22 protein-coding genes are annotated in these 26804 nt (G+C 68.3%); 16 read left to right on the top strand and 6 right to left on the bottom strand.

Annotation, left to right across the window (positions count from 1 at the left end):
* On the bottom strand, positions 1-998 hold a 998-nt coding region (locus tag ACFYRU_RS25170), incomplete at its 3' end, for a SpvB/TcaC N-terminal domain-containing protein (protein WP_387662955.1).
* Between the two features lie 281 nt (positions 999-1279).
* Between ACFYRU_RS25170 and ACFYRU_RS25165 the strand changes: the two genes are divergently transcribed.
* Together ACFYRU_RS25165 and ACFYRU_RS25160 are read left to right on the top strand one after the other, a co-directional pair.
* The gene (locus tag ACFYRU_RS25165; RefSeq protein ID WP_387662894.1) at positions 1280-2122 is read left to right on the top strand and encodes an LLM class flavin-dependent oxidoreductase; all 843 of its coding nucleotides are present in this window, start codon (positions 1280-1282) and stop codon (positions 2120-2122) included.
* A gap of 84 nt (positions 2123-2206) precedes the next feature.
* A complete protein-coding gene (locus ACFYRU_RS25160; protein WP_387662892.1) occupies positions 2207-3103 on the top strand; it encodes an NAD-dependent protein deacetylase in 897 nt (298 codons plus the stop codon).
* A gap of 40 nt (positions 3104-3143) precedes the next feature.
* Here the strand turns inward: ACFYRU_RS25160 and ACFYRU_RS25155 are convergent, their stop codons facing one another.
* Complete coding sequence (locus tag ACFYRU_RS25155) at positions 3144-4148, bottom strand: SGNH/GDSL hydrolase family protein (protein ID WP_387662890.1); 1005 nt, start codon at positions 4146-4148, stop codon at positions 3144-3146.
* Between the two features lie 129 nt (positions 4149-4277).
* Here ACFYRU_RS25155 and ACFYRU_RS25150 point away from each other — a divergent pair, with 129 nt between their 5' ends.
* The 4 genes from ACFYRU_RS25150 (at position 4278) to ACFYRU_RS25135 (ending at position 9433) form a co-directional block, all read left to right on the top strand.
* Entirely contained in the window at positions 4278-5246 is a 969-nt protein-coding gene (locus ACFYRU_RS25150; protein ID WP_387662888.1) for a bifunctional riboflavin kinase/FAD synthetase, read from the top strand.
* Between the two features lie 120 nt (positions 5247-5366).
* Positions 5367-5639 carry a 30S ribosomal protein S15 gene (gene rpsO, locus ACFYRU_RS25145; RefSeq protein ID WP_171670133.1) on the top strand — a complete coding sequence of 91 codons (273 nt, stop codon included), beginning with the start codon at positions 5367-5369 and terminating at the stop codon, positions 5637-5639.
* Between the two features lie 270 nt (positions 5640-5909).
* Complete coding sequence (locus ACFYRU_RS25140; RefSeq protein ID WP_387662886.1) at positions 5910-8123, top strand: polyribonucleotide nucleotidyltransferase; 2214 nt, start codon at positions 5910-5912, stop codon at positions 8121-8123.
* Positions 8120-9433, top strand: a complete 1314-nt coding sequence (locus ACFYRU_RS25135) for a M16 family metallopeptidase (protein WP_387662884.1) — start codon at positions 8120-8122, stop codon at positions 9431-9433. Before ACFYRU_RS25140 ends, ACFYRU_RS25135 begins: the two co-directional genes overlap by 4 nt.
* On the opposite strand, the gene ACFYRU_RS25130 is transcribed toward ACFYRU_RS25135, so the two are convergent.
* On the bottom strand, positions 9423-10325 hold the full coding sequence (locus ACFYRU_RS25130; protein WP_387662882.1) for a LysR family transcriptional regulator: 903 nt from the start codon (positions 10323-10325) through the stop codon (positions 9423-9425). The genes ACFYRU_RS25135 and ACFYRU_RS25130 overlap by 11 nt on opposite strands.
* Before the next feature lie 70 nt (positions 10326-10395).
* On the opposite strand from ACFYRU_RS25130, the gene ACFYRU_RS25125 reads away from it, so the two are divergent.
* On the top strand, positions 10396-11223 hold the full coding sequence (locus ACFYRU_RS25125; protein ID WP_387662880.1) for an LLM class F420-dependent oxidoreductase: 828 nt from the start codon (positions 10396-10398) through the stop codon (positions 11221-11223).
* A 44-nt stretch (positions 11224-11267) separates the two neighbouring features.
* Here the strand turns inward: ACFYRU_RS25125 and ACFYRU_RS25120 are convergent, their stop codons facing one another.
* Entirely contained in the window at positions 11268-12140 is an 873-nt protein-coding gene (locus ACFYRU_RS25120) for a LysR family transcriptional regulator (protein WP_387662878.1), read from the bottom strand.
* Between the two features lie 79 nt (positions 12141-12219).
* On the opposite strand from ACFYRU_RS25120, the gene ACFYRU_RS25115 reads away from it, so the two are divergent.
* Positions 12220-13398, top strand: coding sequence for an MFS transporter (locus tag ACFYRU_RS25115; RefSeq protein WP_387662877.1), 1179 nt, complete (start codon positions 12220-12222; stop codon positions 13396-13398).
* A 605-nt stretch (positions 13399-14003) separates the two neighbouring features.
* Positions 14004-15767 carry an ATP-binding cassette domain-containing protein gene (locus tag ACFYRU_RS25110; protein WP_387662875.1) on the top strand — a complete coding sequence of 588 codons (1764 nt, stop codon included), beginning with the start codon at positions 14004-14006 and terminating at the stop codon, positions 15765-15767.
* 13 nt (positions 15768-15780) lie between these two features.
* On the opposite strand, the gene ACFYRU_RS25105 is transcribed toward ACFYRU_RS25110, so the two are convergent.
* Both ACFYRU_RS25105 and ACFYRU_RS25100 read right to left on the bottom strand, forming a co-directional pair.
* The gene (locus tag ACFYRU_RS25105; protein ID WP_387662873.1) at positions 15781-16974 is read right to left on the bottom strand and encodes a DUF222 domain-containing protein; all 1194 of its coding nucleotides are present in this window, start codon (positions 16972-16974) and stop codon (positions 15781-15783) included.
* Between the two features lie 1087 nt (positions 16975-18061).
* Positions 18062-18313: a hypothetical protein gene (locus ACFYRU_RS25100; RefSeq protein ID WP_387662871.1), complete on the bottom strand. Its 252-nt coding sequence runs from the start codon at positions 18311-18313 to the stop codon at positions 18062-18064.
* Between the two features lie 279 nt (positions 18314-18592).
* Here ACFYRU_RS25100 and ACFYRU_RS25095 point away from each other — a divergent pair, with 279 nt between their 5' ends.
* The 7 genes from ACFYRU_RS25095 to ACFYRU_RS25065 all read left to right on the top strand — a co-directional run bounded on the left by ACFYRU_RS25095 (position 18593) and on the right by ACFYRU_RS25065 (position 26798).
* Positions 18593-19324 carry an ABC transporter ATP-binding protein gene (locus ACFYRU_RS25095; RefSeq protein WP_387662869.1) on the top strand — a complete coding sequence of 244 codons (732 nt, stop codon included), beginning with the start codon at positions 18593-18595 and terminating at the stop codon, positions 19322-19324.
* The gene (locus ACFYRU_RS25090) at positions 19321-21060 is read left to right on the top strand and encodes an ABC transporter ATP-binding protein (protein WP_387662867.1); all 1740 of its coding nucleotides are present in this window, start codon (positions 19321-19323) and stop codon (positions 21058-21060) included. The genes ACFYRU_RS25095 and ACFYRU_RS25090 overlap by 4 nt, the downstream gene beginning before the upstream one ends.
* Positions 21061-21421: 361 nt before the next feature.
* Complete coding sequence (locus tag ACFYRU_RS25085) at positions 21422-23005, top strand: ABC transporter substrate-binding protein (protein ID WP_387662866.1); 1584 nt, start codon at positions 21422-21424, stop codon at positions 23003-23005.
* Positions 23002-23928: an ABC transporter permease gene (locus ACFYRU_RS25080; RefSeq protein ID WP_387662864.1), complete on the top strand. Its 927-nt coding sequence runs from the start codon at positions 23002-23004 to the stop codon at positions 23926-23928. Before ACFYRU_RS25085 ends, ACFYRU_RS25080 begins: the two co-directional genes overlap by 4 nt.
* Positions 23921-24814 (top strand): ABC transporter permease, encoded by an 894-nt coding sequence (locus tag ACFYRU_RS25075; protein ID WP_387662862.1) that lies wholly within the window; start codon positions 23921-23923, stop codon positions 24812-24814. The genes ACFYRU_RS25080 and ACFYRU_RS25075 overlap by 8 nt, the downstream gene beginning before the upstream one ends.
* Positions 24811-25809 carry an ABC transporter ATP-binding protein gene (locus ACFYRU_RS25070; protein WP_387662860.1) on the top strand — a complete coding sequence of 333 codons (999 nt, stop codon included), beginning with the start codon at positions 24811-24813 and terminating at the stop codon, positions 25807-25809. Before ACFYRU_RS25075 ends, ACFYRU_RS25070 begins: the two co-directional genes overlap by 4 nt.
* The gene (locus tag ACFYRU_RS25065; protein WP_387662859.1) at positions 25806-26798 is read left to right on the top strand and encodes an ABC transporter ATP-binding protein; all 993 of its coding nucleotides are present in this window, start codon (positions 25806-25808) and stop codon (positions 26796-26798) included. Before ACFYRU_RS25070 ends, ACFYRU_RS25065 begins: the two co-directional genes overlap by 4 nt.
* The last annotated feature ends 6 nt before the right edge of the window (positions 26799-26804 follow it).

Below are 26804 nucleotides of genomic sequence, written 5' to 3'. Positions count from 1 at the left end.
TCGCCGCGGCCGGTCCAGGTGACCTTCTGCACATACAGATTCCGGCCCATCACCGTGCCGCCGTCCACGCCCGGGTCCTCGACCAGCGCGTAGTGATACCGCATCAAATTGTCATGGGTGTCGCGTACCTCCCGCAAACCCCACTCCGCCACATCCCCCGCATCATCAGCCAACGTCGCACCCGTGCCGCCGTAGAAGAAGTGCGTGCCGGACTTGTCCACCACCTCCCACGAATAGGACTTCGGGTCCGTGCCGTGCCGCACAATCCGCGCGAAACCACCCTCCACCCGGGTGTGGAACACCCGCTCCCCAACCCGCGGCACCGCCGGACCACGATTCGCCACCGGCGTCAACTCCTGACCGTTCAACAAATACGACTCAGTCTCCGACGCCGCGTCAAACCGCGGCACACCCCACCTGGTATCCACACTGATCACCGGCGACGCGACATTCCACCCCACACCCGTCCAACCATCGCCACCACTCGAGGAGTACGCCACCCCCACACCCGGCTGCAACCCACCCCGCCCCGCCGGGACCTCCACCGGATAACTCACCCCCGCATCACCCGACGACGAACCACCACCCCCCGACGCCACACCCACCCCCGCCGCCGGCGACCCCGCCGTCACACCCTTCAACTGATTCGGATCAAACGACACACCCCCAGGACCCTCCGGCGCACCCACCGAACCGGCGCCGGCCGCAGAACTGGCTGCGGCTGCCGCCCGGCGCGGTGGCGCGGCCACTGCGAGAGCGCCCGGCACCACCCGTGCCAGCGACGCAATGAGTGCGAACGCCAAACACCCCGCCACCAGGCGAGCCCACCGACCCCACACAGACAGCTGCCGGCTCGGCACGTGTCGCCACGGCCATCGAGCGGACGTAGCCGACCTGCTTCGCCGGCTCGACCGAACTGTGGAGATCGAGGTCGTTGGTACAACCAACGACGAAGACGGCTGGTTCCGATCCCGGTGGCGCCGGGACCCGTCCAGCATCGTCCCGGGCCGACTGGCTTTACCGCGACGTAGTACCAACAGACGAGATCCGAACATGACGCCACTCCCAGGGACACGAAGGGAGGCCTCGTCGTACCCACCGGCACAGCGGGTACGACCGGGCCAAACGGGACAATCTGGACCCGATAGTGAGCCAGGCGTATGAAACAAAACTTGAACGATCCAACAGACATCCTGAATCTCACCTGAGCTGGCGAGTGGCCTGCGCGGCTCGTGCGCCTGAACAGAACTGTCGGTGGCGGCCCGTAGCGTGCGGTGGCATGAAATACGGGTTCGTGATGGCGTACGGCGATGCGCGCGACGCGGCGGAACTGGCCCCGATCGCGGAAAGCCACGGCTGGGACGGGTTCTTCGTCTGGGAGTCGATCTGGGGGATCGACGCCTGGGTGATGCTCGGGGCCGCGGCGATGACGACCGAGCGGATCCGGCTGGGCACGATGCTCACGCCGCTGCCGCGCCGAAAACCCTGGGACGTCGCCGGGCAGGTCTCGACCGTCGACAACCTCAGTGGCGGACGGGTGATCCTCTCGGTCGGGCTCGGGGTGTCGGGGGAGGACCGGTTCTGGTTGTTCGAGGAGGATCCGGGGCGGAAGGTCCGCGCGGAACTGCTGGACGAGTCCCTCGAGATGCTGCCGAACCTCTGGCGTGACGAGCCGTTCGAGTTCTCCGGCAAGCACTACAGCTCGCGCAAGGTCTCCGACCTCAACCCGCCCGCGCCGCCGCCACCGGTGCAGCGGCCGCGAGTGCCGACCTGGGTGGTCGGCGGCTGGCCCCGGCCGAAGTCGATGCGCCGGGCCGCGCTGCAGGACGGGTGGCTACCGGCGTACGTCGGCGACGGCGAGGTGACGCCCGAAGTGGTCGCCCAAGGGGTCGAGTGGATCCGCAACGAGCGCGCGAAGCACGGGCTGACCATGGACGGGTACGACGTGGCCGCGGAAGGTATGACGACGGCAGACGACCCGAAGGCCGCGGACACGGTCCGCCCCTGGGCCGACGCCGGCGCGACCTGGTGGATCGACGCGGACTGGTCCTCGCTGGATCAAGCCGTCGTTCGCCAGAACGCGGAACGCCGCCTGAAAGCGGGGCCGCCCAGAGTCGACTAGGGACGTGTCACCTGATTCCACGCCTACTGCACGGCACCCGGCCAGGAGGTGTCGCCTCTTGGTGCGACCTCTACGCTGGTAGGCGTGCGTTCTCGTCCGACGTTGGAGTGGGCTCCGGGCCCTGAGGTGCTGGCGTTGGAGCCGGGGGCGACGGACGTCGGGCCGGTGGCTGACGTCGTGGCGGCCGGCGGCGTTGTCGTACTGAGCGGAGCCGGGATCTCCACCGAGTCGGGGATCCCCGACTACCGCGGTGAGACCGGGAGCCTGCGGACGCACACGCCGATGACGTACGGCGACTTCCAGGGCAGCGAGGCGGCCCGTCAGCGGTACTGGGCACGCAGCCACCTCGGCTGGCGCACCATCGCCCGCGCCGCGCCGAACGCGGGCCACCACGCGGTCGCCACGCTTCAGGCCCGCGGCTACCTGAGCGGGATCATCACGCAGAACGTCGACGGCCTGCACCAGGCGGCCGGTGCGCGTGACGTGATCGAGTTGCACGGCAACCTGGACCGGATCATCTGCCTCGACTGCGGTACGACGTCCCCGCGTGAGGTCCTGGACCGCCGCCTGCGCGCCGCGAACCAGGCGTTCACGGCCGAGGCGACCCGGATCAACCCCGACGGCGACGTCGAGCTCCCGGACGACGTGGTCCGTACGTTCCGGGTCGTCCCTTGCACGGTCTGCGGCGGTGTACTCAAACCCGACGTGGTGTTCTTCGGCGAGAACGTCCCGAAGGGCCGCGTGCAGCGCTGCTACGACCTGATCGACGACGCGAACGCCGTACTTGTCCTGGGCTCCTCCCTGACCGTGATGTCAGGCTTCCGCTTCGTCCGGCACGCTGCGAAGGCCGGTACGCCGGTGCTGATCGTCAACCAGGGTCTGACCCGCGGCGACCCGTACGCGACGTATCGGGTGAATCTTCCGCTCGGCAAAGCCCTGACGGAGCTGCTGGAAGAAACCACCGGGCCGAGCCACGCGTGAGGTGGCCCGGCCCGGAGTCCGCAGTACGGATTGGAAAGGGTCAGCGTTGCGCGCTGGTCCGTACGCGGTTCTTGGAGGCCTCGAGGGCCAGGGGTGACGCTGCGGCTTGCTTCGCGAGCGCGCGGGCCTTGGTGGCCCAGGCGGACTGCTCGGCCGCGGTGACGACCGGCGGCTGCCCGGTCAGCGTCTTGTAGGTGAGGGCAGCCATCCCGGCCTCGCCCTCGAAGCGCGGGTGGTAGTTCAGCGCGCGGAGCAGGTTGATGTCCTTGCCCTGGATCCACGCCTGCCCGTCCGGCGCGCACGCGTCGTGGCCGGTCGAGGGGTTGAAGGTGTCGACGTACGTCGCTCCGCCGGCTGCCGCGGCCCCGGAGACGGCGGCGTTGAGCGCCTGCTCGATCGAGTACAGGTAGCCGTAGTCGCCGTCCGCGAACGGCAGGATCGACGGGCAGGTGCCGTGCTCCGGCGCGATCTTCGGGTACCCGACCAGCACGATCGTCGCTTGCGGCGAGCGTGCGCGGATGCCGTCGACGACGGCTGCGATCCGGGTCCGGGTCTGCTGGATCTTCGCAAGCAGCGTGTCGACGCCGCCGACCGTGAAGTGTGCCTTGCAGGGCGCGCCGGCCGGATCCGAGGCCCGCAGCCCCGGGCAGGTGCCGATGATGTCGCCGAAGACGCCGAAGTCGTTCCCGCCGATCCCGAGCGTCACCAGGTCCGTGTCCGCCGTCAACGCGTTGAACTGCGGGGCTGCCGTACCCAGGATCGTGCTCTGCGGCTGGGTCATGTTCGTGGTGTCGGCGCCGCCGCAGCTCACGTCGGTGAACCGGTAGACGTGCAGTGCCGCGGCGAGCTGCTTCGGGTAGTTGCTGTACGAACGTGCGCACCCGAGCGACAGCAGGTCCTCCAGCGGCACGAACGGCGCCGACGTGTACGAGTCGCCGAGCGCGACGTACTTGGTGAACCGCGGTGTGGCCGACGCCTCGGTAACCGGGACTGTGCCGAGCAACACGACCGCCGCGCAGGCGGCAACCAGACGGCGTAGCTTCACGAGAACCTCCCCAGGCTCAGCAGCGCCACAACGGGCGCGGCCCACCATAAGTTGAGTCACTGCCCGATTACAAGGGGTGATCGGCGACCTGATTGAAGCAATCGCCTCCCGGCATGGAATCCTGCTGTCATGCGTGTCTGGCACGGATTGGACCAGGTGAGCCCGGACTTCGGGCCGACGGTCGTCACGATCGGCAACTTCGACGGCGTGCACCGGGGTCACCAGGAGGTGCTCGCGCACGCCCGCGCGCGGGCGGCCGAGCTGGGCGGCCTGCCGGTGGTCGCGATGACGTTCGACCCGCACCCGATGCGGGTGCTGCGGCCGGACCACGCGCCGCTGATGCTCAGCGACCCGGAGCAGCGCGCCGAGCTGCTCGGCACGGCCGGCGCCGACGCGGTACTGATCCTCCCGTTCACCACCGAGGTGTCGCATTGGTCGCCCGAGGAGTTCATCGAGCGCACGCTGGTGAACGCCCTGCACGCGAAGGCGATCGTCGTCGGCGAGAACTTCCGCTTCGGGCACAAGGCGGCCGGCCACGTCGACACCTTGGTCCAGGCCGGGGCGCGGTACGGCTTCCAGGTCGAGGGGCTGAGCCTGGCCGGGGACCAGCAGCCCTGGTCGTCGACGTACGTCCGGCAGCAGCTCGCCGACGGTGACGTCGAGGCCGCCGCGGTGGCGCTCGGCCGGCCGTTCCGGGTGACCGGTGTGGTCGTCGAGGGCGACAAGCGTGGCCGCGAGCTCGGGTACCCGACCGCGAACATCCCGGCGGACCCGGGCGCGGCGGTCCCGCAGGACGGCGTGTACGCGGGGTGGCTGACGGTGCTCACGCCCGCGCCCGGCGCCCCGGCGTACCCCGATCCGCTGCCGGCCGCGATCAGCGTCGGGACGAACCCGACGTTCGACGGGCTGGACCGGCGGGTGGAGTCGTACGTACTGGACCGCGACGACCTCGAGCTGTACGGCGCCAAGATCGCGATCGACTTCGTCGCCCGGCTGCGTGGTACCCAGATCCGCTTCGACAGCATCGACGAGCTGGTGGTTCAGATCAAGGCCGACGCGGACGGTGCGCGTCGCACGCTCGGCGCTCATCAGGGCTGATTAGGGTGACGCGTCCACGGACTGATACGCTGGCTGCTGCCGTCTGAACGGCCGCGGACAGAGAGTGCTCGGGTGAAGAATGCCCCGGTGCGCCGCGCAACGGAAATCGAGAGGACACCTGTGTCAGCTGTTGACGCTGCTACGAAGAAGAAGATCATGGGCGAGTACGCCCTGACCGAGGGCGACACCGGGTCCCCCGAGGTCCAGGTCGCGCTGCTGACCCACCGGATCAGCCACCTGACCGAGCACCTCAAGGAGCACAAGCACGACCACCACAGCCGTCGTGGCCTGCTGCTGCTCGTCGGTCAGCGCCGCCGGCTGCTGAACTACCTGGCGAAGAAGGACATCAACCGCTACCGGTCCCTGATCGAGCGGCTCGGCCTCCGCCGATGACGTCGCGAGGAGCGGCCCCCGAGACCCGGGTGGCCGCTCCTGGCGTATCCGCGCCCTGACACGACGGAGCGCGGGGCAAACTGAATACAGCAAGACGTACGAGGCGACGCGAAGCGCGTGGCGGGAGGACGACCGGTCCTCGGTAGTGGCTTTCGGGTACAGGTGGTACCCGCGGGCCTCGATCGAAGACCGGCACCCCGGAAGCTCGCGCCTCGCAGTCGTCACACTGTGAGAGAGGGGTATCCCGTGTCGGGATCCACAAGTGCGCCGATGGACGGCGCCGAATTCGCTGAGGCCGTCATCGACAACGGCAGCTTCGGCACCCGCACCATTCGCTTCGAGACGGGCCGTCTGGCCCAGCAGGCCGCCGGCTCCGCCGCGGCGTACCTCGACGGCGACACCATGGTGCTCTCGGCCACCACGGCCAGCAAGAAGCCCAAGGACCAGTTCGACTTCTTCCCGTTGACGGTGGACGTCGAGGAGCGGATGTACGCAGCGGGCCGGATCCCCGGCTCGTTCTTCCGCCGCGAGGGCCGGCCCTCCGAAGAGGCCATCCTGACCTGCCGGCTGATCGACCGCCCGCTGCGGCCGTCGTTCGTGTCCGGCCTGCGCAACGAGATCCAGGTCGTCATCACGGTCCTGGCGCTCAACCCGGACAAGCTGTACGACGTGCTCGCGATCAACGCGGCCTCGATGTCGACCCAGCTGGCCGGCCTGCCGTTCTCCGGCCCGATCGGCGGCGTCCGCGTCGCGCTGATCAACGGCCAGTGGGTGGCGTTCCCGACCCACACCGAGCTCGAGGACGCGGTCTTCGACATGGTGGTCGCGGGCCGGGTGACCGAGTCCGGTGACGTCGCGATCATGATGGTCGAGGCCGAGTCCACCCCGGGCACCTTCGAGAAGGTCGCGGCCGGCACCCAGGCGCCGACCGAGGAGATCGTCGCCGAGGGCCTGGAGGCCTCCAAGGGCTTCATCAAGACGCTGGTCGAGGCGCAGGCGGACCTGGCCGCGCGGGCCGCGAAGCCGACCGGCGAGTTCCCGGTCTTCCCGGACTACGCCGACGACGCGTTCGCCGCGGTCGAGGCCAGCGCGAGCGAGGAGCTGGCGCAGGCGCTGACCATCGCCGGCAAGCACGAGCGCGACGACGCCACCGACGCGGTCAAGGCCGCCACCGTGGAGAAGCTCGCCGCCGACTTCGAGGGCCGCGAGAAGGAGCTGTCCGCAGCCTTCCGCTCGCTGACCAAGAAGCTGGTCCGGCAGCGCGTGCTCAAGGAGAGGGTCCGGATCGACGGCCGTGGGCTGACCGACATCCGGCCGCTGAAGGCGCAGATCGGCGTGCTCCCGCGGGTGCACGGCTCGGCGCTGTTCGAGCGCGGCGAGACCCAGATCCTGGGTGTCACCACGCTGAACATGCTCCGGATGGAGCAGCAGCTGGACACGCTCTCCCCGGAGACGCGCAAGCGCTACATGCACAACTACAACTTCCCGCCGTACTCGACCGGTGAGACCGGCCGGGTGGGTTCGCCGAAGCGCCGCGAGATCGGTCACGGCGCGCTGGCCGAGCGGGCCCTGGTGCCGGTGCTGCCGTCGCGCGAGGACTTCCCGTACGCGCTGCGTCAGGTGTCCGAGGCGCTCGGCTCGAACGGCTCCACCTCGATGGGTTCGGTCTGCGCCTCGACGCTGTCGCTGCTGAACGCCGGTGTGCCGCTGAAGGCCCCGGTCGCCGGTATCGCGATGGGTCTGATCTCCGGTGAGATCGACGGCAAGGAGGAGTTCGTCGCGCTGACCGACATCCTCGGCGCCGAGGACGCGTTCGGCGACATGGACTTCAAGGTCGCCGGTACGAAGGACTTCGTCACCGCGCTGCAGCTGGACACCAAGCTGGACGGCATCCCGGCCAGCGTCCTCGCCGGTGCGTTGAAGCAGGCCAAGGACGCGCGGCTGACGATCCTGGACGTGATGGCCAAGGCCATCGACGCGCCGGGTGAGATGAGCGAGTTCGCGCCGCGGGTCATCTCGGTGAAGGTCCCGGTCGACAAGATCGGCGAGGTCATCGGCCCGAAGGGCAAGATGATCAACCAGATCACCGAGGACACCGGCGCCGACATCTCGATCGAGGACGACGGCACGGTGTACATCGGCGCGACCGACGGCCCGTCGGCCGAGGCCGCCCGGGCCGCGATCAACGCGATCGCGAACCCGACCATGCCGGAGAAGGGTGAGCGCTACCTGGGCACGGTCGTGAAGACGACCAACTTCGGTGCGTTCATCAGCCTGCTGCCGGGCAAGGACGGCCTGCTGCACATCAGCAAGCTGCGTCCGCTGGCCGGTGGCAAGCGGGTCGAGGCCGTCGAGGACGTGCTGTCGGTCGGCCAGAAGTTGCAGGTCGAGATCGCCGAGATCGACGACCGGGGCAAGCTTTCGCTGATCCCGGTGATCGAGGGTTCGGACGACAAGAAGCCTGAGGCCGAAGCGGCCGAGTGACTCGCGCGATCACGAGTACCCTGCTGAGCCCGGAGGCGGGCGGTCCGGTGAAACGGACCGTCCTGCCCTCCGGGCTTCGGGTTCTCTCCCAGTCCGTACCGGGCTTCCGCTCGGTCACGTTCGGCCTCTGGGTCGGCGTGGGTTCCCGTGACGAACCGGAGCAGCTGGCCGGTGCGACGCACTTCCTCGAACACCTGCTGTTCAAGGGCACCGAGCGTCGCGACGCGCTGGAGATCTCCGCCGCGATCGACGCGGTCGGCGGCGAGATGAACGCGTTCACGGGCAAGGAGTACACGTGCTACTACGCACGGGTGCTCGACACCGATCTGCCGCTCGCGGTCGACGTGATCTGCGACATGATCACCTCCGCCACGCTCACCGACACCGATGTGGAGAGTGAGCGGGATGTCATCGACGAAGAGATCGCGATGCATGCCGACGAGACGTCGGACCACATCCACGACCTGTTCGCCGAGCAACTCTGGGGCAGGTCGCCGCTCGGCCGATCGATCACCGGTACGCCGGAATCGGTTGCCGGGCTGTCCCGTCAGCAGGTCGTCGGTTGGTACCGGCGCCGCTACAAGCCGTCGAACATCGTCGTCTCGGTGGCCGGCAACGTCGACCACACGGACGTCGTACGCCTGGTACGCAAGGCGTTCGAGCGCCACTGGGTGACGGCGGAGGCCGAGCCCGCGGCGGTTCGGCGTGGTTCGGCGCGACGGGTTCCGACGTACGGCGGGGTGCAGGTGCATCACCGCGACGTCGAGCAGGCGCACCTGGTGCTGGGAATGCCCGGGCTGGTGCGGAGCGACGACCGGCGCTACATCGCCGGTGTGCTGCACGGGATCGTCGGCGGCGGGATGTCGTCGCGGTTGTTCCAGGAGGTACGGGAGAAGCGCGGGCTGGCGTACTCGGTGTTCACGTTCGGTTCGGCGTACGCGGACTCCGGCATGGTCGGCGTGTACGCGGGCTGTCTGCCGAAGAAGGCTCCCGAGGTGCTGGACGTGATCCGCGGTGAGCTCGAGGCGATTGCCCAGGGCAACATCACGCCGGACGAACTGCTCCGCGGCAAGGGTCAGATGCGCGGCTCGGTGGTGATGGGCCTGGAGGACACCGGCGCGAAGATGACCCGGATCGCGAAGGCCGAACTCGTCTACGGCGAACTCCCGACCGTCGACGAGATCCTGCACCGCATCGACTCCGTCACCCTCGACGACGTCACCCAACTGGCGGCGGACCTGTACGCAGGCACCCCAGCGTTGACGGTCATGGGACCGTTCGACGAGGACACCACCGCTTTCACCCTCTGAGCTCTGTCGCCGCCTCTTCGAGGTACGGCAGGAACGCCGCGACCGCGGGCTCGTGCGCGGCGTCGCGCCAGGTCGCGGCGTGGACGGTCCGCACCGGTGCATCCGTCGTACGCAGCGGCACCAGGGCCACGCCGGGACGAACGGCACCGGCCGACAGCCGGGGCACGAGAGCGACCCCGAGGCCGGCTGCCACGTACCCGAGCTTGGCGGTCCACTCCCGGACCGGGAAGGTGACCCGCGGCCGGACTCCGGCGCGCAATCCTGCCTCCTGCAGGACCGTCAGGCTGTCCGGGAAACCCTCGACCCAGCTCTCGTCGGCGAGCTCGGCGAAGCGGACGGACCGGCGCCGCGCCAGCCGGTGGTCGCCGGGCAGCGCGACCAGCAGCGCGTCGTCCATCAAGTGCCGGAGCTCGAGGCGGCTGTCCAGCGGCTGGTGCGGGTAGGCGCTGACAACAGCGACATCGATCTCGCCCGCGCGCAACCGCTCGACCTGGGTGCCGCTGTTGCCCTCGATCAGCGACAACTCGACCCCTGGGTGGGCAGTGCGGAAGGCGGCGAGTGCCCGCGGCACGAGGTCGGCGTCCGCGCTCTCGAAGGCGCCGATCCGCAGCCTGCCCGCGTCCAGGGTCCGTAACGCGTCCAGCGACTGCCGAGCCACCTCCACGCGGTCCAGCACTGCCTCGGTGTGCGAGAGCAGGGTGCGTCCGGCCTCCGTCAGTCGCACCCCACGGGGCAAGCGGTCGAACAGCCGCGCCGCGACATCCTTCTCCAGGGCGGACAGCTGCCGCGACAAAGTGGGCTGGGTGTACCCGAGCGTCTCCGCTGCCGCGGTCAGCGATCCCTGCCGTGCGACCTCGCGGAAGATCGCCAACCACTCGAGATTCATTGCCATGCAGGAACTGTATGGCAATGCACCGATCTTTTCATTTGTCGTATGCCGGTGCTGTTTCTAGCGTTGACCCATGATGAAATTCGGTCTCTACGGGTTGTTCCGCGGTCGTGGTGTCGAGCCTGGGGAGCTGGTCCGGCGGGCGCAGCTGGCCGAGGCGGCCGGCTTCGAGTCGCTCTGGGTCGGCGACCACCTCGCGGTGCCCGCCGAGGACGGCGGCGACCAGCCGCGCCTCGAGGTGATTGTTGCCCTGGGCCACTTGGCCGCGGTGACCCGGCACATCCGGCTGGGGCTCGGCGTCATCGTCCTTCCACAACGCCAGCCCGTCCTGCTGGCCAAACAACTGACCACCCTCGATCTGCTCTCGAACGGCCGCCTGACCCTTGGCCTCGGCGTCGGGTACGTCGAACGAGAGCTGCACGCGCTGGGCGCGGCGCTGCACGACCGGGGCGCCCGCACCGACGAGTACCTGGCCGCGATGCGGACGCTCTGGGCCGATCCGATCGCGTCGTTCAACGGAAAGTACGTCGCGTTCGACCGCGTCTCCCAGCTCCCGCAACCGGCCCAGCGCCCACACCCGCCGATCGTCATCGGCGGCCACTCCGACGCGGCTCTGCGTCGCGCCGTCGCCACCGCCCAGGGCTGGTACGGCGTCTACCTCGAGGTACCCGAGACCGCGAGGCTGATCGCCAGGCTCCGGACGCTCGAAGCAGCTCGCCCGGCTGACCTCGGCCCGCTGGAGATCACGGTCACCCCGCCCGGCGCCGTCGATGCAGCCACGGCCAAGGAGTACGCCGCGCTCGGTGTCGACCGGCTGGTTCTGCAGCCGACCACCGACGACGGCTCCGACTTCGAGCAGCTGATCCGGTCCGCCGGCCGCGAGTTGGTCGGCCAGGTCTGAGTCGCCCGGCCTGATCTTCGAGGCGCGTCAGTCTTTGCGGCGCGTCAGTCTTTGAGGCCCAGCAGGGTGAGGAAGGCGGTTGCTGCGGGGGAGCGGCCGGTGGCGCTCCAGACGACGTACTCGACGCGGGCCGGTGCGTCCTTGATCTCGACGGTGGCGACGCCGGGCAGTTGTGGTGCGTAGGTCGAGGCGAACAACGCGACGGCGAGTCGTTCGCTGACGAGTCGCGCCATCAGTTCGGCGGTACTGACCTCGAACGCGACGTCGCGGACGAGCCCGGCGGCTTCGAAGGCCTGATCGCTCTGCAGGCGTCCGGCTGTGCGGGGCGGGAGGTCCGCGAACGGTTCACTCGCCAGCCGCTTCAGAGTGACGTGCGGCTTGCCGGCCAACGGGTGGTCGGGCGGAACGACGGCGACCAGGCGGTCGCGGGCGAGTTCGCGGGCTTCCACTCCGCGCGGTTGGATGCTCGTGGGCAGGCCGAGGAACGCCACGTCGAGCAGACCTTCCTTGACCTGTTCGGCGAGCTTCTCGCTCGCGCCGACCCGCATCGAGATCCGTACGTCGGGGTAGTCGCGCCGGAAGTCGCGGAGCGCCGCGGGAATGTCGACCGCGGCGACCGTCGGGATCAGGCCGACGGCGAGCCGGCCGCGGACCATGCCGACCGCTGCGGCGGCTTCGGCGGCGGCGCGCTCGGCCGCGTCGAGGCACTGCCTCGCCGCCGGCAGGAACGCCGTACCGGCCGCGGTCAGGCGAACGCTGCGGCTGGTGCGGTCGAACAGGCGCGCACCGAGTTCCCGTTCCAGCCGGGCGATCTGGTGGCTGAGTGCGGACTGGACGACCAGGCAGCGTTCGGCGGCCCGGGTGAAGCTGCTCGTCTCGGCGACCGCGACGACGTACCGGAGTTGCTGGAGTTCCATGGATCTATCTTGAATCACGATCGATGCGTTGACGAACATGTGTTGGACTCATCGATCGTCGTGGCCGGAAACTGCTTGGGTGACCACTGAAACTGTTGAGCGCACTTCGACGGCGCGCTCCTGGCTGGGGGTCGCCGCGATCACCGCCAGCCTGTTCGTCTTCCTGACCACCGAACTGATGCCGGTCGGCCTGCTCACCCCGCTGAGCAGCAGCCTGGATGTCCCGGTCGGAGTCGCCGGTCTGATGGTGACGCTGTACGGCGTCTCGGCCGGCCTCGGCGTACCGTTCATCGTCGCGTGGAGCCGGCGGGTAAACCGCCGCGTGCTGCTGTCCGTCCTGCTGTCGGTGCTGACCGTCGGGAACCTGGTGACCTCGATCGCGCCGAACTTCCCGCTGATGCTGGCGACCCGGCTGTGCATGGGTTTCGCGAGCGGCGTGTTCTGGGCCATCGGGGTCAGCATGGCGATGCGCCTCGTCGCACCACGCGACGCCGGGCGGGCCGCGGCGACCGTGATGTCCGGCATCTCGGTGGCGGCCGTGGTCGGTATCCCGCTCGGGATCTTCCTCGAGAGCCGGACCGATTGGCGTACGACGTTCCTGATCTGGTCCGGGCTGAGCCTGCTCGTGCTGATCGCGGTGGTGGCCGCGATTCCGTCGCTGCCGTCCGACAACGCGGTACCGGTGCGTGAGGTGTTCGCGTTGCCCGTACGGAATGTGCGGCTTCGGATCGTGATGGTGATGGTCATGCTGTTCGTACTAGGGCACTTCGGTGCGTACACGTTCGTACGGCCTTATCTGGAAGGGGAATCGTCTGCGAGCCCGGCGTTCATCACCGCAGCCCTCATGGCCTACGGCGCAGCCGGTGCCCTAGGCAACTTCATCGGCGGCCGAGTGGTGACCTGGAACCCCCGCAGAGGCTTCGTCCTCGGCTCCACCGGCGTCGCCGCATCCCTCCTGCTACTACTTCTCGCCGGCCACTCACCAGTCGCCAAGGTAATCATGCTGGTGTTGTGGGGCACGTCCTTCGGTGTCGTGCAGCTGTGCCAGGTGACCCTCACCCAGGCCGCGGCCCCGGATACGTTCGAAGCCGCCATGTCCCTCAACACGATGGCCTACAACACCTCGATAGCCCTGGGCGCCCTCTTCGCAGGCCTGTTCGCCGACCACACAGGCGTCAACAGCGTCATGTACTTCGGAATAGCACTGACCACCGCCGCCCTGCTAGTCACCCTAGCCACCGCCCGCCGCACAACGTGACCAACAGAACCTGCTAACCCCGAAGCACCAAACGATCACGCCGCACCGGTCCGCCATTCAAACCAATGGCGAACCACCAGACCCGATCAACCACAACGAGCCTCCAACCCGCGCCCGCCGACCACCGAGGCATACACACTCCTCTCGCCTGGCCCGGGAGATCTACGAACGCGTCGCTCCGGTCCTGCAGGTCGTCGCCGACGCCGCAACCGCCGACCTGGATATCCACGACCTATGGGAGACCAACAACGCACAACAGGCCGTCGTCATGGAATGCATGACGACGGCGCTCGCGGGCAAACGTCCCTCCGTGAAGGTCTGGACGTAGCAATGGCGTCCGACATCACGCTCGCGGTGCTGAGTCCCGAGCTGTACCACCTGCTGACCGTCCGCCGAGGCTGGAGCGCTGATCCTTGGCAGAAGCGAACCGCGGACGCGCTGGTGACGCAGCTCTTCCGCCGAGGTAGGTTGAATCCGTCACACGCGATCTGCCACTGGATCCCTGGACGCACGGGCAGGGCCCGCTTGCTGGGATGACACGCACTTTGCGGCCGACGCGCTGGAACCCCGGTGCGTCTTCGCCTGCCTTGCGTGACTCGCTTGCCATGAGTACGTACCTGCCTTGCGTGCTCGCCTGCCTTGCGTACTCGCTTGCTTTGCGTGAAGGGATCCTCGTGCTCGACGCGTACCGTACTGCCCGTGACTCGCTGATCGATGCCGCACGTACGACGCCGTGGTGGCTTGCGACGTACACGATTCTTCAACTACTGCTGGCGATTCTCCCCGGCGCACAGGTGACGCTGATCCGCTCACTGATCGAGAGCGGCAACGTGTGGCGACCGCTGCTTGCGCTCACCGTAGTGGTCGGCTCGATGTACCCGCTGACCCAGGTGTCGAACACCGTCGGCCAACGGATGATGCTGCGCCTGCGGCTCGCGCTACGGACTGAACTCGCCCACGCCGCGGCCCGGCTCAGTCCGAGCCGTCTCGCCGAACCTGGGACGGTCCGCGACCTCGAGGCGAGTCAGGCCGCGACCCATCCGATGAGCGACGTGGCCGGCAAACCCGTACAACTGCTGAGCGCGGCGGCGACGTCCCTCGTACTGTGCGTGGCGATCTCGTCGATCAATATCCTGTCCGGGCTGCTGGTGCTTGCCGCGTTGGCGCCGACGGTACTCGCCTTCACGTTGATCTCGCGGATGGAGGCGGGCGGCTGGCCGCGGGTGGCCGAGCACGAGCGCAGAGCGGCGTACGCGACGGAACAACTCATCCAGCAACGGCCCGGGACCGAGCTGGCAGTACTCGGCTCGGGCTGGAAGGTCGCCTCGCTGGTCACCGACGGCCGGTCGGCGGCGACCCGGGTGCTGGATCGGATGATTCGTACGGCGATGTTGTACGAGCTGGGCGCCGCATTCCTCACGGTCCTGCTCTTCGGCGGCGCGCTGGCAGCATTGATCGAGGGCGGCGCAACTGGCGGCGCGGCGGCCGCCGCAGTTGCCGGAACCATCGCAGGTCTGAACGCGACCCGCCAATGCGGGTATGCGTTCGGCGCCATCGTCACGGCGGCTCCGCAAGCCACGATCTACCGCCGCTTCGTCGGCAGCGTCGCTCGGGCGCCTCGCTGTGGAGTTGTCCAGTACGTCGATTCCGTTGCCTTGGACAACGTCACGTACCGCTATCCGGGCGCCGCCGAGCCTGCACTCCGCGACGTCAGCATAACGGCTCGTCGGGGTGAGCTTGTCGCGTTGGTGGGTGTGAACGGCGCCGGCAAGACCACCGCGATCAACCTGCTCACCGGCACGCTTCAACCTTCCTGCGGTCGGATCCTGATCGACGGCGCCGACGCGGCTCGCCTGACCGAGGTGGAACGCCTGGCCCGTTTCGGCCTGCTGGTCCAGGAGTTCGGCCGCTTCGAATTCACCCTTCGTGACACGGTGGCCCTGGGTGCTCCTGGGGTCGTCGACGATGAACAGGTCCGGTCGGCTCTCTCCGACAGCTTCGCTGCCGAACTACCCCTCGACACCCAGCTGGGCCAGCAATGGTCCGGCACCGGCATCTCCGGGGGCCAATGGCAACGCTTGGCCCTGGCCCGGATCCGACTGCGCGACGCCGGCGTCTGGATCCTCGACGAACCGACCTCGGCCATCGACGCCGAAGCTGAACACGAGATCTTCACCAACCTCCGCCGCACCAGCTCCACCCGCATCACCATCGTCGTCTCCCACCGTGCCTGGACCCTCCGCGAAATGGACCGAATCTACGTCCTCGACGCCGGAACCGTCGTCCAGCAAGGCACCTACCCCCAACTGATGTCCCAACCCACCGGCCGCTTCGCCCGCCTCTTCACAGAACAAACCAAAACCACCTGACCCAGTGTGGTGGTTAGGCGGCTTGGTGTTTGGGGGGTGGGGCGGGGGTGGTCCAGGTGGGGCGGGTGGCGGTGGGGTGGGCGTTGGTGAAGGTGATGGTGATGCGGTCCTGGTGGACGTTGATGTGGTCGCGTTTGCAGAGGAGGGCGAGGTTGTCGAGGGACGTGGGGCCGCCGTCGGCCCAGTGGACGACGTGATGGGCTTCGCAGATTGCCGGGTTTGCTCCGCAGACGATGCAGCCCTTGTCGCGGGCGTTCAGGGCCTGGCGGATGGCGCGGGTGACGAAGCGTTCCTCGGTGCCGATGTCGAGGGGTTCGGAGTTCGAGCCGAGTACGAGGGGGATCACGCCGGCGTCGCAGGCGAGTCGGCGTACGGCGGCCGCGGGGAGGAAGTCGCCGTGGACGAGATTGCCGGAGCCGGTGCCTTCCTTCAGGTCTTCGAGGTCGATGGTGACGGTGATGTGCGGCTTGATGTTGCCGTGGCCTGGTACGGCAGTGCCGGTGCCGGCTGCCGTGGTGAGGATCGCGGTGAGAGCGTCGGCCTGGCGCTTGCTGCGGGGGCGCGGATCGCGTTCGCCGGCGGTGGTCAGGTGCGGCTTGGCGCCGGCGAAGATCAGCGTTTGCAGGAGTTCCGCGTTCTCGTCGGCCAGGTAGCCCCCGAACGTGACGCCGCGGTCGGCCTTCTTCAGCCACAGCGTCTCCTGGCGTGACGGGTCGACGCGGGGCTCCGGACCGTCGGCGTCGAGGCGGTTGCGTACCTCCCGGCCGAGGGCCCGCAGTTCGCCCGGCGGCAGGATTCGCCCAGCTTTGACCATCTCGTCCTCGGCGACCTGGAGGGCCTCGACCGGGACCTGTGCGGCGGCGGGGATCTTCTCCAGCGCGGACACGATCGCCTTGGCCTGATCCAGGTTCAGGCGTTCGGACGAGTCGTCGGACAGCGCGGCGGCGACGGACGGGTACTTCGGCAGCGCGTTGGCAAGCTTCAGGTCGCGCCGGACCTCGGCCGGGTCGAGGCAGTGTCGCCCGGACAGCAGTTGCACGGTGTCGCGGGCGCCGCTTTCCTTGGCGTGTCCGATGGCGTCGTACGCGGCGATCAGTTCGAGGTGGCGTGCGTCGATCCTGGCGCGTTCGGCGTGCAGCTGGTCGAGTTCAGCCAGCAGTTCGGCCCCGTTCATCGACCAGGCGGGTCGCGTGTCCAGGATTTCCATGACGCCGACTCTAGTCACATCTCAGGACAGTTTTCGACCCGAAAAAGCCCTTGTGTAGAAGGGATTTCGGTTGTCCACAGACATGAATGTCACATCGCTGGAGCGGCAAAAGCTGATAGGCATCGGTGGGGGGATGTTGTTGACTGGGCCGGTGACGGGATTCCGGGGGTTCGCGGCTGTGGCCTGGCGGGCGGGTTCCGTCTTGACCGTCTTGATGGGTGCGGCGGTCGTACTGTCGGCGGCTGCTCCGGTTGTTGCGGCGGTGGCTGTGGGGCGGGTTGTTGCTGGGCTCGGGAGTGAGCGGGCGGCCGGTTGGGCATTGGTGGCGGCTGGGTGTTTGTTGTTGCAGTGGTTGGCTGGAGCGTTGCAGCGGGCGGTGGCGACCGCGTTGGGGGAGCGGGTTGACGGGTTGCTGCGGCAGGAGTTGATGGGCGCCGTCGCCGGGGCTGATGGTGTGCGGCGGTTGGAGGATGCGGGGATCGCGGGCCTGGTGGAGGTCGGTCGCGAGACGCTGCGTGGGGATTGGGCTCGGCCGGGGCGAGCGGTGTCGACCGTTGGTGGGTTGGCGACTGGGCGGATGGTGCTGGTGGCGTCTGGCGTGAGCTTGGGCGGATTTCATTGGTGGGTTGGTGCGGGTTTGCTCGTGGCCGGTGTGTGGGCGGCGTACGAGGACAAGGTCGCTTCGCGTACGGAGGCAGGTCATCATTACGGCGCCACTGGGTCGGCGCGGCGTATGCGGTACTTCAACGACCTCGGTACTACGTCGCCTGCTGCTAAGGAGATCCGTCTCTTCGGGTTGTCGGAATACGTCGTCGGTCGTCACGGGGAGACTTGGACTGCCACGATGCAGCGCGTACTCAAACGCCCTGGCCGTCGGCCGCTGTTTGCTACCGCGTTCTTGGGCGTCGTTGTACTCGGTGGCATTGCGTTGGTCATCCGCGCGGCTCTGACCGACCAGCTTGCTGCCGGTTCGGCTGCTACGTACGTTCAGATGTTCCTCGTTGCGCTGGCCGGTATCCAGCAATCCTCTTGGGCGGGTCTGCAGACGGAGTTGGCACTCGCGACCCTTCAGCGGTACGACGACGCGCTACGGGCACTCGCCCCGACTGCCGCTCCCGCACCCAGCCTCGCGGCTGCCGTCGAGGCGGCTCATCGCGTCGAGGACGCGGGCGTGGGGGAGGGTGCGGCGCGCCCAGGTGAGGCGTGCGGGGCGGGTGGCGCTGCAGACACCTGCGGTGCGAGTGGGGCTGGTGGCGTGGGATTTGTGGGTGGTGGTGTGGGGGAGGGCGCGGCGCAGCGGGGTGAGGAGCGTGGGGTCGGTGAGTCTGCGGGCGTCCATGGTGTGAGCGGGGCTGGTGGCGCGGGGGAGGGCGCGGCGCCCCGGGGTGAGGGGTGCGGGGCCGGTGGCTCTGCGGATACCTGCGGTGAGAGCGGGGCTGGTGGCGTGCGTTGTGTGGGTGGGGGCGCGGCGCAGCGGGGTGAGGAGTGCGGGGCGGGTGGCGCGGAGGAGGGCGCGGTGCGGCGGGGTGCGGGGTGTGGGGTGGAGGAGTCTGCGGGCGCCGGTGGCGTGAGCGGGGTTGGGGGTGGGGGGTTGCGGTGGGGGATTGAGGTGCGGGGGGTGGGTTTTCGGTATCCGGGGGCGGAGGGGTGGGTGTTGCGGGGGGTGGAGCTGGTGGTTCCGGCGGGGCGGTCGGTGGCGGTTGTGGGGGCGAACGGGGCGGGGAAGAGCAGTCTTGTGAAGCTGCTTTGTGGACTGTACGAGCCGACGGAGGGGCAGATCCTGGTCGACGGCGTCGGGCTGCAGGAGCTCGACCCCGACGAGTGGCGGCGGCAGTTGGCGGTGGGGTTTCAGCGGCCCGTACGGTTGCCGCTGTCGGCGTACGACAACGTGCGCTTCGGCCGGCCGCACGGGTCGCCTGACGCGGCGACGGAGCGGGCCGGGGCGGCGACCGTCGTGGAGAAGCTGCCGAACGGATGGGACACGATTCTGTCGGCCGAGTTCGACGGCGGTGTCGACTTGTCGGGTGGAGAGTGGCAGCGGTTGGCGTTGGCGAGAGCTCTGTACGCCGTCGAGCAAGGCGCCTCCGTACTGGTGCTGGACGAGCCCGCCGCGCAACTGGACGCCCGATCCGAAGCTGAGCTCCACAGACGCTTCCTCGACCTCACAGAAGGCTTGACGACGGTACTGATCTCGCACCGGTTCTCGACGGTCCGGCAGGCGTCGACGATTGTCGTACTGGACGAAGGGCAGGTGATCGAGCAGGGATCGCACGACGAACTGCTCGAACGCGACGGCACCTACGCACGCCTGTTCCGCCTGCAGGCCGAACGTTTCGGGGATGCCGAATGAGGTCCTGGGCGAACACGGCGCGGCTCCTGGTCGGGCTGGGGTGGGAGATCGGCCCGGGGCTGTTCCTGCTGTACACCGCCGTGACGATGTCGAGCTTCGTCGCACCGTTGCTGTTCGCGCTCGGTCTCCGGCCGCTGGTCAACGGCGTGGTCGGCAACGAACGGAACCAGATAGTTGCCGGCGGCATCGGAGTCGCGATCGCGCTGACACTCGTACTGGTCGCGCCGATCGGCTACCGCTGGGCGACGATCCGGATGCGCGAACGCGCCAGCTTCGTCTCCGAGCGGCGGGTACTGAGACTCGCGACCAACGCCCCACAGATCCAGCACTTCGAACGCCCCGAGTTCCTCGACCGCCTGCAGTCCCTACGCCGCGGAGCAGCCGAACTCGGCGACAGCGTCAGCCTCCCGTTCATCGCCCCACTGGTCGTCGCACAGCTGGCGATCAGCACGATCCTCCTCGCCGACCTCGAACCAGTACTGGCCTTCCTGCCGCTGATCGCGATGCCGGCGCTCTGGCTCAGCCGCCGCGCCGAGCAACTCCGCCGCCGCGCCGAACTCGAGGCGGCTCCACACCGCCGCCTCGCAGAACAGCTGTTCGTGCTGTCCGTCTCGCCCGCCGAAGCGCAAGAGATCCACGTCGCCGCGCTCGACGACGAGCTCCTCCGCAAGCACGCTCAAGCAACCAACGACGCCAACCGCATCACCCACAAGGCACTCTTCACGTCGGTAGCCATCGGCGCGACCGGCTGGTCCCTCTTCCCGATCGCGTACGCGGCAGCGCTCCTGCTCGTCCTCGAAGACTCCCGAGCAACAGCAGGCGATGTCGCACTGGCGATCGCCCTGGCAGGCGCCGTGATCTCCGCGGCGACCAGGATCCTCGACCTGACAGGTTCCGTACTGCGGATCCGTACCACCGCCGAGCACTACTTCTGGCTCGAAAGGCAAGCGCACCACAACCCAGGAACCGAGCCCGTACCGAACCGCCTGACCCAAGGCATCGAACTCCAGAACGTCACCTTCGGGTACGGCGACCGCCCCGCCCTCGACGATGTCACCCTCCAGTTGGCAGCAGGCCGAACGATCGCGATCGTCGGCGAGAACGGCGCCGGCAAGTCCACCCTCGTCAAACTCCTCACCGGCATGTACCGCCCTCGGTCCGGCCGGATCCTCGTCGACGGCGTGGACCTCGCCGCGATGGGCCTCACGCAGTACCGGCAGAAGCTGACCGCCGGCTTCCAGGACTTCGTCCGGTATCACCTGACGGTACGAGAGGCAGTCGGCGTCGGCGGCCTGACCGAGACCGGTGACCGTACGACCCAAGCAATCGCGCAGGCCGAAGCGACCTTCGTCGACAACCTGCCCCACGGAATCGACACTCAACTGGGTGCCGACGGCGCCGAGCTCTCCGGCGGCCAGTGGCAGAAGCTCGCGATCGCCCGCGCGCTCGTCCGCCCGGCACCGCTGCTGATGATCTTCGACGAACCGAGCGCGTCCCTCGATCCGCAAACCGAAGCGGCGCTGTTCGACCGCCTCGCCGCCGCAGCGCGAGCAGGAAGAGCCGACGGCCGGATCACGTTGCTGATCTCGCATCGCTTCTCGACGGTACGTTCCGCCGACCTGATCGTCGTCCTCGAGAACGGCCGCGTGACCGAACAGGGTACCCACGCCGAGCTGATGCGGCGCGACGGGACCTACGCCGAGCTGTACAGCCTCCAGGCCGCAGGCTACCGATGATCAAGCACGAGAATCCGCGGCCGGCGCCACAGTACGTACGGGCGCGAACACTCAGCGCATTGGCCGAAGCGCTCAACTGTGCGCAATTGTGAGCAGTGACGAGGTTTGAACAACGGCTGACCTGTCATCTGATGACTCTGCCGCGCTGATCTGATTAAGTGGACGGCTGTCGAGGGAGAGACTGCCCGGTCATCTGAGGTCTTGGCAAAGTAACGCCTACGTTACGCGCCGCCGCTTTGTGCCTGACAACGTTGACATGCGCAGTTTCGACCAGCCAACATGACGCTTGTTCCGCCCGCCTAGCGGCCCTCCCGCCGAGGAAGTTGGTTTGACCGTGCGACGTCTGACTGGGGTTGTGGGGGTGGCACTCGGCTTGGCGCTGGTGCTCGCCTCCTGTGGAGACGGCAAGAGCAGCAGCAGTGGAGGCGGTTCCGGCAGCAAGAGCGAGGTCATCGCGATCGCTGCCGATCCGCTGGAGTACATCAACCCGCTGAACGAGAACGGCAGTCCGGGCATCCAGATCGCGATGGCGATGTTCGCGCCGCTGGTGACCACGGACCCGGACACCGGCAAGCTGCAGAACGTGATGGCGGACTCGGTCACGCCGGACAACACCAGCCAGACCTGGACGATCAAGCTGAAGGCCGGCAACACCTTCCAGAACGGCCAGCCGCTGACCGCGAAGGACTACGTGGACAGCTGGAACATGACCGCCGAGGGCTCGAACGGCTGGAAGAACAACGGGTTCTTCTCCAAGGTCGAGGGGTACGACGCGCTGAACCCGCCGACGCCGGACGGCGCCACGCCGAAGCCGACCGCGGTGAAGGCGATGAGCGGCCTGAAGCAGATCGACAACCTGACGTTCTCGGTCAAGCTGAAGGTGCCGTTCTCGCAGTTCGGCCTGACCCTGCAGTACCTGGGTCTCGCGCCGCTGCCCGAGGTCGTACGGAAGAATCCGGACGCCTACAAGCGCAAGCCGATCGGCAACGGCCCGTACAAGCTGGCCGCCGACTGGAACGCCGGTGACGACATCAAGCTGGCCAAGTGGGACGGCTACAAGGGCCCGCAGATCCCGCAGGCGGACCAGATCACGTACCGGTTCATCCCGAACGCGGACACCGCGTACAACGAGTTCCTGGCCGGCAACGTGGACTTCACCGACGTCCCGTCGACCAAGGTGAAGAGCTTCAAGACCGACGCGCCCGACCAGTGGGTGACCAGCGTCAGCTCCGGTGCGAACTACCTCGTGATCCCGGCCTGGGACCCGCGGTTCAAGAACCCCAAGCTGCGGTACGCGATCTCCGAGGCGATCGACCGGAAGGCGTTCGCCGACCTGGTCGGGCTGTCGGAGCCGGCCAAGGGCCTGATCGCGCCGGACATCCAGGGCTACCGCGCCGACGCCTGCAAGACCTGTGACTTCGACGCGACCAAGGCCAAGCAGTTGCTCCAGGAGGCCGGCGGTTTCTCCGGCGTCCTGAACATCAACTACAACACCACGTCCGCGACCGGCCAGATCTTCGCCGAGGCGATCGGCAACATGCTCCGGCAGAACCTCGGCCTGCAGGTGAAGTACACCGGCAAGCAGGGCTCGGAGATCACCACGCTGGCCGACTCGCACAAGCTGGACGGGCTGCGGTTCAGCGGCTGGGGCCACGACTACCCGTCGATCGAGGACTACCTGACGCCGATGTTCAAGTCCAACGGTGACGCGAACTTCGCCCACTACGCGAACCCGGCGCTGGACGCCGTGCTGGCCAAGGGCGACGCCGAGCCGGACCCGGACAAGGCGATCGCGCTGTACCAGCAGGCCGAGGACATCGCGCTCACCGACATGCCGCTGATTCCGCTGTACACCAAGTCGAACGCGTACCTGCACTCGGACAAGATCCAGCCGCGGGTCTCGAAGTACACCGGCGTCTCAGCACTCTGGGCGACCTTCAAGTGATCCGTTTCGTCCTCCGCCGCATCCTCGCGGCGATCCCGATCGGCCTGGTCGTCACGCTGGGGGTCTACGCGCTCGTGTTCGCGATGCCCGGGGACCCCCTGCGTGAGCTGGCCGGTGACAAACCGATCCCGGCGGCGGTACTGGCCGCGAAGCGGGCCCAGTTCCACCTCGACGACCCGTTCATCGTGCAGTACCTGCTGAGCATGAAGGACATCCTCACCGGCCACTTCGGTACCACGTTCGCGGGCGCCGACATCGCCGACCAGCTGCGGCTGCGGATCCCGGTCACGCTGAAGCTGGCGTCGATGAGCCTGCTGTTCCAGTGGATCTTCGGCCTGCTGTTCGGGCTGTACGCCGGGTTCCGCCGCAACGGCGTCGTCGACCGGATGTTGCTGCTGGCAACACTTGTCGTACTGGCGGTGCCGGGGCTGGTGCTCTACTTCACCGGGCAGTACCTGTTCGGCGTCGAGCTGAAGTGGTTGCCGGTGTCCGGCGTACGCGACGGCTGGCCGATGTCGTACCTGCTGCCCGCGCTCTGCATCGGCATCTCCGGGTTCGCCGGCCTGGCCCGGCTGACCCGGACGTCGATCGTCGACACCACCGGCTCGGACTTCGTCAAGACCGCGCGGGCGAAGGGCCTCGGCGAGCAGCGGATCCTCTGGCGGCACGTACTGCCGAACGCCCTGCTGCCCGTCGTCACGCTGATGGGTATCGACCTGGCCGGGATCTTCGCCGGTGCGGTCCTCGCGGAGAGCATCTTCAACCTGCCGGGGCTCGGCCAGTTCATGTTCCAGGCGATCAAGCTCAAGGAAGGTGGCGTCGTGGTGCTGTTGTCCACGCTCGCGTTCCTGATGTTCATCCTGATCAACCTGATCGTCGACGTGATCTACGGCGCGATCGATCCGAGGGTGCGCAATGTCTGACACTCAACAGGTCTTCGGGGCCGAGGCACAGGACCTCGAGGGCCGGACGCTGTCGAACCGCGAGCTGCTGTGGGCGCTGCTGCGCAAACCGCAGTTCGACATCTGCCTCGTACTCGTCGTCGGCTTCTTCGCGATGGCAGCGGTGCCGCGGCTGTTCACCTCGGTGGACCCGCGGTTCTGCGAGCTGACCAAGAGCCAGCACGGCCGCGAGCCGGGGCATCCGTTCGGGTTCGACATCCAGGGCTGCGACTACTTCGCGAACGTGATCTACGGCGCGCGGCCGTCCGTACTGGTCAGCCTGGTCGCCGGGTTCGGCGGGTTCGCCGTCGCCGGTCTGCTCGGGTTGCTGGCCGGCTACTTCCCGGGCGCGGTGGACACGGTCATCTCCCGGGTGGCCGACGTACTGTTCGCCCTGCCGGGGTTGATCGCACTGATCGTGATCCTGAACTCGGTGCCGAACCGCAGTATCTGGATCATCGTCGCGATCATCCTGGTCACCGCGTGGCCGCAGGGGATGCGGATCATGCGGTCGACGGTGTTCTCGGTCCGCAACCGCGAGTACGTACTGGCCGCCCGCTCGATCGGGGTGCCGCCGCTGCGGATCCTGCGCAAACACGTGTTCCCGAACGCGATGGCCCCGCTGCTCGCGATGACCACGCTCGGCATCGGCGGCCTGATCGGGCTCGAGGCCGTGCTGACGTTCCTCGGGGTCGGGCTGCAGCCGCCGTCGATCTCGTGGGGCTCGCAGTTCGGCGTCGCGACCTCGTACCGGGAGACGCCGCATCTGTTCGTCTGGCCCGCGATCTTCATCTCGACGATGACGATCTCGTTCATGATCATCGGCGACTCGATCCGGGACGCCCTCGACCCGAAGTTGCTGCGATGACTACTGGTGAAGTACTGCTGAAGGTCGACAACCTGGTTGTCGACTTCGAGACCCCGCGCGGACCCGTCCGGGCGGTCGACGGGGTGTCCTGGCAGGTACGGGCCGGTGAGACGCTGGCGATCCTGGGCGAGTCGGGGTCCGGCAAGAGCGTCTCCACCCAGGCGCTGACCGGGATCCTGGAGATGCCGCCCGGCCGGATCGTGTCCGGTACGGCGGAGTACCGCGGCGTGGACCTGATCTCGATGACGGTCAAGGAGCGCCGCAAGATCGTCGGCGACCGGATCACGATGGTGTTCCAGGACTCGCTGTCCGCGCTGAACCCGGTGCAGTCGGTCGGTACCCAGATCGCCGAGTGTTTCCGGGTGCACCGCGGGATGTCGAAGCGGGACGCGATGACGAGGGCCGCTGAGATGCTCGACCAGGTCCGGATCCCGGCCGCGAAGAGCCGGGTCCGGGACTACCCGCACGAGTTCTCCGGCGGCATGCGGCAGCGCGTGATGCTGGCGATGGCGCTCGCGCTCGACCCCGACGTACTGATCGCCGACGAGCCGACCACGGCACTCGACGTGACCGTCCAGGCGCAGATCCTCGAACTGATCGCGGAACTGCAGCAGGAGCGGGACATGGGCGTCGTACTGATCACGCACGACCTCGGCGTGGTCTCGGACGTCGCCGACAACGTCGTGGTGATGTACGCCGGCCACGTCGTCGAACGGGCCGCGACCGCCGAGGCGCTCGAACACCCCGTACACCCTTACACCGAAGGGCTGCTGGGCTCGATGCCGTCGGCCGACCTGAAGGGCCGCGAGCTGCCGACCATCCCGGGAACGCCGCCGTCGCTGCGGGCGATCCCATCCGGCTGTGCGTTCCGGACCCGCTGCCCGATCGCGATCGACGACTGCGCCGTCGAGGTGCCGCCGCTGCTGACCGTGGCGCCGGGGCGCGACGCCGCGTGCATCCGGCGTACGACGCTTGCCGCCAAGGAGGCTGTATGAATGAGTTGCTGGTGGCAACGAATGTCGTGAAGCACTACGACATCAGCCCGGCGCTGAGCTTCGGAACCAGGACCGTCGTCCGGGCGGTCGACGGCGTCGACCTGACGCTGCGCAAGGGCGAGTCGCTCGGCATCGTCGGCGAGTCCGGCTGCGGGAAGTCGACGCTGGTCCGGCTGCTCGCGGCGCTGGAGAAGCCGACCGGCGGGCAGATCGCGTACAACGGCGTCGACGTCAGCAGGCTCCGCGGCCGCGAGCTGCGGAAGTGGCGGCGGAACGTCCAGGTGGTCTTCCAGGACCCGTACTCCAGCCTGAACCCGCGGATGCGGGTCGGCGAGATCGTCGGCGAGCCGCTCCAGGTCCACCCGGACGTCTCGAAGGGGGTCGACATCCGGAAACGGGTCCGCGAACTGCTCGAGCTGGTCGGGCTGCGGCCGGAGGACGAGACGAAGTTCCCGCACCAGTTCTCCGGCGGGCAGCGGCAGCGGATCGGGATCGCGCGGGCGATCGCGCTGAACCCCGACGTACTGCTGTGCGACGAGCCCGTGTCGGCGCTCGACCTGTCGGTGCAGGCGCAGGTGGTGAACCTGTTGATGCGGCTGCAGCGGGAGCTCGGGCTGAGCATCATCTTCGTCGCGCACGACCTGTCCGTGGTCCGGCACGTCTCGGACCGGGTCGCGGTGATGTACCTGGGCAAGGTCGCCGAGCTGGGCGAGCACCAGCAGGTGTACGGCGTACCCGCGCATCCGTACACGCAGGCCCTGTTGTCCGCGGAGCCCGGTCTGGCCCGTCAGGGCCGGCAGCGGATCGTACTGGCCGGTGATCCGCCGTCGCCGGTGCTGCCGCCGTCGGGCTGCCGTTTCCACACCCGCTGCCTGCGTGCGGAGGCGAAGTGCAGCACGGACGTACCGGAGCTCCGCGAGCTCAAGTCCGGCCAGATCGTCTCGTGCCACTTCGCGGAGGACGCGCAGACCGCTTACTCAACCGCGTGACGCCGA

This window comes from Kribbella sp. NPDC004536 (assembly GCF_042873835.1).
In the GTDB taxonomy this organism is placed as follows: Bacteria; Actinomycetota; Actinomycetes; order Propionibacteriales; family Kribbellaceae; genus Kribbella.
The sequence above is the reverse complement of the archived record's forward strand: the minus strand, read 5'-3'. Positions and strand labels throughout refer to the sequence as shown.

Coding starts and splice junctions, on each gene's coding strand:
- ACFYRU_RS25150 (WP_387662888.1), top strand. CDS start 4,278: ATGCGTGTCTGGCACGGATTGGACCAGGTGAGCCCGGACTTCGGGCCG.
- ACFYRU_RS25100 (WP_387662871.1), bottom strand. CDS start 18,313: ATGGACGCCCGCAGACTCACCGACCCCACGCTCCTCACCCCGCTGCGC.
- ACFYRU_RS25130 (WP_387662882.1), bottom strand. CDS start 10,325: ATGGCAATGAATCTCGAGTGGTTGGCGATCTTCCGCGAGGTCGCACGG.
- ACFYRU_RS25105 (WP_387662873.1), bottom strand. CDS start 16,974: ATGGAAATCCTGGACACGCGACCCGCCTGGTCGATGAACGGGGCCGAA.
- ACFYRU_RS25120 (WP_387662878.1), bottom strand. CDS start 12,140: ATGGAACTCCAGCAACTCCGGTACGTCGTCGCGGTCGCCGAGACGAGC.
- ACFYRU_RS25140 (WP_387662886.1), top strand. CDS start 5,910: ATGGACGGCGCCGAATTCGCTGAGGCCGTCATCGACAACGGCAGCTTC.
- ACFYRU_RS25070 (WP_387662860.1), top strand. CDS start 24,811: ATGACTACTGGTGAAGTACTGCTGAAGGTCGACAACCTGGTTGTCGAC.
- ACFYRU_RS25075 (WP_387662862.1), top strand. CDS start 23,921: ATGTCTGACACTCAACAGGTCTTCGGGGCCGAGGCACAGGACCTCGAG.
- ACFYRU_RS25110 (WP_387662875.1), top strand. CDS start 14,004: ATGAGTACGTACCTGCCTTGCGTGCTCGCCTGCCTTGCGTACTCGCTT.
- ACFYRU_RS25065 (WP_387662859.1), top strand. CDS start 25,806: ATGAATGAGTTGCTGGTGGCAACGAATGTCGTGAAGCACTACGACATC.
- ACFYRU_RS25090 (WP_387662867.1), top strand. CDS start 19,321: ATGAGGTCCTGGGCGAACACGGCGCGGCTCCTGGTCGGGCTGGGGTGG.
- ACFYRU_RS25165 (WP_387662894.1), top strand. CDS start 1,280: ATGAAATACGGGTTCGTGATGGCGTACGGCGATGCGCGCGACGCGGCG.
- ACFYRU_RS25125 (WP_387662880.1), top strand. CDS start 10,396: ATGATGAAATTCGGTCTCTACGGGTTGTTCCGCGGTCGTGGTGTCGAG.